This window comes from Candidatus Alcyoniella australis (assembly GCA_030765605.1).
Lineage (GTDB): Bacteria > Lernaellota > Lernaellaia > JAVCCG01 > Alcyoniellaceae > Alcyoniella > Alcyoniella australis.
This window is the reverse complement of record JAVCCG010000055.1, coordinates 1-5,221: the sequence shown is the minus strand read 5'-3', so window position 1 is coordinate 5,221 and position 5,221 is coordinate 1. Positions and strand designations below refer to the sequence as shown.

7 protein-coding genes are annotated in these 5,221 nt (G+C 63.3%); 6 read left to right on the top strand and 1 reads right to left on the bottom strand.

Going from position 1 to position 5,221, the window contains the following annotated elements:
• The 6 genes from P9M14_05980 to P9M14_05955 form a co-directional block, all read left to right on the top strand.
• Nucleotides 1-748: ATP-binding protein (locus tag P9M14_05980; protein MDP8255279.1), on the top strand; the 748-nt coding region annotated here is incomplete at its 5' end.
• Nucleotides 745-1,611, top strand: a complete 867-nt coding sequence (locus P9M14_05975; GenBank protein MDP8255278.1) for an ATP-binding protein — start codon at nt 745-747, stop codon at nt 1,609-1,611. The genes P9M14_05980 and P9M14_05975, both read left to right, overlap by 4 nt.
• A 2-nt stretch (nt 1,612-1,613) precedes the next feature.
• On the top strand, nt 1,614-1,841 hold the full coding sequence (locus tag P9M14_05970) for a zinc ribbon domain-containing protein (GenBank protein ID MDP8255277.1): 228 nt from the start codon (nt 1,614-1,616) through the stop codon (nt 1,839-1,841).
• Between the two features lie 27 nt (nt 1,842-1,868).
• Nucleotides 1,869-2,231: a NifB/NifX family molybdenum-iron cluster-binding protein gene (locus tag P9M14_05965; GenBank protein MDP8255276.1), complete on the top strand. Its 363-nt coding sequence runs from the start codon at nt 1,869-1,871 to the stop codon at nt 2,229-2,231.
• 59 nt (nt 2,232-2,290) lie between these two features.
• On the top strand, nt 2,291-3,535 hold the full coding sequence (locus P9M14_05960) for an iron-sulfur cluster carrier protein MrpORP (protein ID MDP8255275.1): 1,245 nt from the start codon (nt 2,291-2,293) through the stop codon (nt 3,533-3,535).
• A gap of 184 nt (nt 3,536-3,719) precedes the next feature.
• The gene (locus P9M14_05955; protein MDP8255274.1) at nt 3,720-4,610 is read left to right on the top strand and encodes a sugar phosphate isomerase/epimerase family protein; all 891 of its coding nucleotides are present in this window, start codon (nt 3,720-3,722) and stop codon (nt 4,608-4,610) included.
• 83 nt (nt 4,611-4,693) lie between these two features.
• On the opposite strand, the gene P9M14_05950 is transcribed toward P9M14_05955, so the two are convergent.
• Nucleotides 4,694-4,936, bottom strand: coding sequence for a hypothetical protein (locus P9M14_05950; GenBank protein ID MDP8255273.1), 243 nt, complete (start codon nt 4,934-4,936; stop codon nt 4,694-4,696).
• Nucleotides 4,937-5,221: the final 285 nt, after the last annotated feature.

Genomic DNA, 5,221 nt, shown 5'->3' with positions numbered 1-5,221 from the left:
TTGCGACGTGGAGGAGCCCAACGGCCAGCTCTTCCTCCACCCAAAAATAACCAAACGCGAAATCATCAATACGCGTGTGCCGCGCGTGGACTACCAGCTTTGCGACTTCTGCGGCGCCTGCGCCCGCGCCTGTCGCTTCAACGCCCTGGCCGTGTTGCAAAAATCGGTGATGATCTTCGACGAGCTGTGCCACTCCTGCGGCAACTGCCTGGCCTCGTGTCCGCGTGACGCGATCAGCGAGATCGAACGGCCGATCGGCGAGGTGTTCAGCGGGCACAGCGGCGAGGTGCGTTTTTTACAGGGCCGGCTCAACGTGGGCGAGGCCCAAAGCCCGCCGCTAATCCGCGAGGTCAAACGCCGACTGGACAGCGATCGGCTGGTGATCCTCGACGCGCCGCCGGGCACCTCGTGCCCTGCGCTGAACTCGGTATCCGGCGCGGACTTCGTGCTGATGGTCACCGAGCCCACGCCGTTCGGACTCAACGACCTCGATCTGGCCGTACAAATGGTGCGCAAGCTCGGCCTGCCCTGCGCCGTGCTGATCAACCGCGCGGACGTGGGCGACGATCGCACTTTGCGCTATTGCGCCGAGCACGAACTGGAGGTGCTGGCGCAGATCCCCGAGGATCGCGAGCTGGCGCAGGCCTACGCCCGCGGCAAGCTGGCCGTGGACGCCCTGCCCCGACTGCGGCCGATTTTCGAACAGATACTAACGCGTGTCACGGCGTTGGCCGGCGGTGCGCGATGAAACAGTTAGTAGTGCTCAGCGGCAAGGGCGGCACTGGCAAGACCAGCATCGTCGGCGCGTTCGCCGCACTGGCGGACAACGTTGCCCTGGCCGACTGCGACGTGGACGCGGCCGACCTGCACCTGATTCTCGACCCGCAGGTCGCACTCGAACACGAGTTTCTCGGCGGCCTAAGCGCGAGCAACGACCTCGAACAGTGCAGCGAATGCGGCCGCTGTCTCGAGCTGTGCCGCTTTGAGGCGATCTCGCCGCAGTTCGTCATCGACCAATTAGCCTGCGAGGGCTGCGGCGCCTGCGCCGACCACTGCCCGGTTACGAGCATCAGCCTGACCCACGAGATCGCGGGCCGCTGGTTCGAGTCCGAAACGCGCTTCGGCCCGCTGATCCACGCCCGGCTGGGCATTGCCCAGGAGAACTCGGGCAAGCTCGTGTCCCAGGTCAAGGCACGCGCGGTGGAGGTCTGCGCCCAGCGCGGAATCGAGACGCTGCTCGTTGACGGCCCGCCGGGCATCGGCTGCCCGGTGATCGCCTCGCTCAGCGGCGCGAATATGCTGCTGATTATCAGCGAGCCCTCGCCCTCGGGCCTGCACGATTTGGAACGCGTGCTGCAGCTCGCCGCGCACTTCAAGCTGCCCAGTGCGATCTGTGTCAACCGTTACGACATCGACGAAAGAATGTGTGAGCAAATCGAGGAACGCGCCGTGCAGCTCGGGGCCACAGTTGTCGGCCGCGTGCCCTTTGACAGCGCAATCACCCGCGCGCAGCTCGCGGCGCGCACACTGCCCGAGCTCGGCGAATCAGCGACCCTCGAAGTGCTGCGCGCGGTTTACAACGAGACCATGCGCTTGCTGCACAAGGAGTAGCCGTGCCGATCTACGAATACATCTGTCTTGAATGCGGCGTGCAGTTCGAACGGCTGCAAAACGCTGACGAGCCCGCGCCGGTCTGCCCGTTTTGTGAGGGCGAGGCCGCGAAGCAACTCAGCGCGCCCGGCGGGTTCGCAATCAACGGCCAAGGCCACTCATCGGACAACAGCGCGTGCTGCGGACGCGGCGAACCCTGCGATCAGCCCAAGCGCTGTTGTGAAAAATAATCGAGAACGATCCGGAAAGGACAAACGATGAAACTATTGATAACATCCGTCGGCGAAAGCCTTGACTCCGAAGTAGACCCGCGCTTTGGCCGTGCCCGCTGCATGATCCTGTATGATACTGACAGCGGCGAGCACAAGGTGCTGGGCAACGAGCAAAACCTGCATGCGATGCAGGGAGCCGGGGTCCAGGCCGGACAGTCCGTGGTCACCTCGGGCGCCGAGGCCGTGCTCACCGGCAACTGCGGACCCAAGGCCTTCGCCGTGCTCAGCAGCGCCGGAATCAAGATCTATTCTGGCGCGACCGGAACCGTACGGCAAGCGATCGAGGATTTCAAGGCCGGCAAATACCAGCCCAGCTCCGACGCCAACGTCACAGGACATTGGGTATAACGCCCACCGGCTTACGGAATCGGATCACGAATTGAAAAACAAAGTACTTGGAGTAATCCGTGCAAGATAATCAGCAACAGTCCGATCGCAAAGCGCAGATGCAGGCCCAGACCGAGCGCATAACCGAGACTTTGGCCAAAGTAAAAAACAAGATCCTGGTGATGAGCGGCAAGGGCGGCGTGGGCAAGAGCACCGTGGCCGCCAACCTCGCCGTGGGGCTGGCCAAGCGCGGGTATCAGGTCGGCCTGCTCGACATCGACCTGCACGGCCCGACCGTGCCCGGACTGCTGGGCCTGGTCGACGAACATCCGCAGACCTCGCCCGAAGGCATTACCCCGCTGCAGTTTCTGCCCAACCTCAAAGTGCTTTCAATGGGCAACCTACTGAAGAGCAAAGACGATGCGGTAATCTGGCGCGGCCCGTTGAAAATCGGCGTGATCCGCCAGTTCGTGGCCGACAGCCAGTGGGGCGATCTGGACTACCTGCTGATCGATTCCCCTCCGGGGACCGGCGACGAGCCGCTGACCGTGGCCCAGGACTTCACCGGCGTCAAAGCGTTGGTGGTGACCACGCCTCAGGAGGTCTCACTGGCCGACGTCCGCAAATCGCTGACCTTCTGCCGTTCGGTGAACATGCCGGTGCTGGGTCTGATCGAAAACATGGGCTCCTACGTCTGCCCCCACTGCGGCCACAGCGAGGCGCTGTTCGGCTCCGGCGGCGGAAAGCGCACGGCCGAAGCGGCCAAGGTGCCGTTCCTCGGCGGCATCCCCCTGGACCCGCGGGTGGTGGTATCCGGCGACGCAGGCAAGCCGCTGATGCTCCAGCAGGACGGCTGGCCGGTGCAGGCGGCCTACAACGAAATTCTCGAAAAAATCGTGGCCGCATCGTCAGGCAACGAACAGCAGCCCGCTGAATCAAAGCCATCGCAGCAGCCGCAAACGGCCGAGCCGCAGGGCTCAAGCGCAGTTACCAATATTGCGATTCCAACGGCTGAGGGCACGATGTGCGCGCACTTCGGCCACTGCGAAGTATTTACCCTGGTTAGCGTGCAAAACAACGAGATCATCGACACCAAGCAGCTTCCGCCACCGCCCCACGAGCCGGGCGTGCTGCCGCGCTGGCTCAGTGAGCAAGGGGCCAATATCATCATCGCCGGCGGCATGGGATCGCGCGCGCAGCAGTTCTTCACAGATTTCGGCATTGAGGTGCGCGTGGGTGCGCAACCCGGATCGACCCCCGAGGAGCTGGTGCGGCAATACATCGCCGGAACCCTGGCGACCGGCGACAACATCTGCGACCACTAGGCACCTTCGAGGTGCCCGCAAAGCACGCGAGCGGACCCAAATCGTGACGCGACGACCCATGCCGCGACGCGGCAAGCATCTTTGTGCAACGAGCATGGTGCGCTCACGAGTTTTGTGCCGGCTCTAAGCCGGGCGTTGAGCGGCGCATGATATGCGCCGTACGATCGATCGGCCGGAGGCAACTATGGATTTCTCGATAGGCACCTGCCTGTTCGAGGGCGTGCCCTTGGAACAGCGCCACCTGGCGCTGCTGCCCGAGTACGGCTTCAAGTACGTTGAGATCGACGGCACGCCCGAGCGCTTCGACTGGCGCGACCCTAAACGCGTGGCGCAGCTCGCCCGCTGGTTGGAAGAGTTCGGCCTCAAGCCGCGCTCGCTGCACCTGCCGTTTCACATTGATACGGACAAATCATCGTTTCACTACCTAAGCCTGTCCGAGCCCTACGAGCCCTGGCTGCGCCAGGCGTTCGAGGTCAAGGCGCAGATGGCGCGCGTGGCCGCGGACCTGGGCTGCGAGCTGCTGGTGGAGCACGGCCAGGGCGACGAGGAGGTCGAGGTCAACGGCGACGGATCGATCGCCCCGGCCAAAATCTACCGCGCCTGGACCACCGAGCAGGGCTACGACACATACCTGCGCGAGTTCGAGAAGCTGTGGAAGGTGATCGAGCCGTTGGGCCTGTACGTGGCCGTGGAGAACGTGATGAGCCCGGGCACCACAGCGGCAATGCTGGGCAGGTTCTGCGACGCCGTGGGTCATGAACGCGTGGGCCTGTGTATTGACGTGGCCCACTCCCACGTGCCCGGCGACGCGGTGCAGGATCTGCACGACGTGGGCGAGAGGCTGATCGCCGCGCACCTGTCGGACAACCACGGCCAGGACGACGAGCACCTGGTGCCGTTCGAGGGAACCATCGACTGGCCGACGGTGATGCCGCTGCTGGCCCGTGCCCCTCGCCTGCGCTCGATCACGTTGGAGATGATCGTGCCTAAGCACCAGGCGGGTGAGGCGGCCTATCGCGCCAAACTCGAAGGGACAGCCGCGGCAGTGGAGCGCTTGCGAACTTTAATCGATTAATTTCTGATACATCCCCTCGTGCGTTATAATTTGTTCGCTTATATTTGGGGCGTTCGGGGGAGGATCCCATGAAAAATTGGCGTCTAATCGTGTTGCTCTGCGCAACTTTCTTGATTTGTGCACTCGGCACGGGCTGCGGCTGCGCAGACGACGACGATGATGATGACGACGACCTGCTCGACGATGACGACGAGTCGCCCACAGGCTACGTCTGGGAACTCGAAGCCGTGTTCGAGACTGCGGATCAGGACGACTACGTAACAAACATCAGCCAAAGCGTCGACGCCGAGCAATTGGTGTTCACTGACAACCAGTACGACGGCCACACCTTCGAGCTAAACAACCTGTATTACGCCCAGCGCGAGAATAAGGGTTGGCGCGTCGAGCTGCTCGACAGTTCAGATGAATACCGCATGATCGCTCGATCGCCCTGGACTCCGCGGGCACGCCGCACGTTATCCGCCTGGGCAGCGCCGTGGGCCAGCTGCTGCACACCACGCTGGTCAGCGGCGAATGGGTCAATCAGACTATCGAGCCGATGCCCGAGTGCGGCGGCATGCTCGCCGCGGCCATCGACGGCCAGGACCGCATCCACCTGGTCTGGTACAAGT

Excerpts from the sequence above, each read along its gene's own strand:
- P9M14_05975 (MDP8255278.1), top strand. The coding sequence starts at position 745 with ATGAAACAGTTAGTAGTGCTCAGCGGCAAGGGCGGCACTGGCAAGACC.
- P9M14_05965 (MDP8255276.1), top strand. The coding sequence starts at position 1,869 with ATGAAACTATTGATAACATCCGTCGGCGAAAGCCTTGACTCCGAAGTA.
- P9M14_05955 (MDP8255274.1), top strand. The coding sequence starts at position 3,720 with ATGGATTTCTCGATAGGCACCTGCCTGTTCGAGGGCGTGCCCTTGGAA.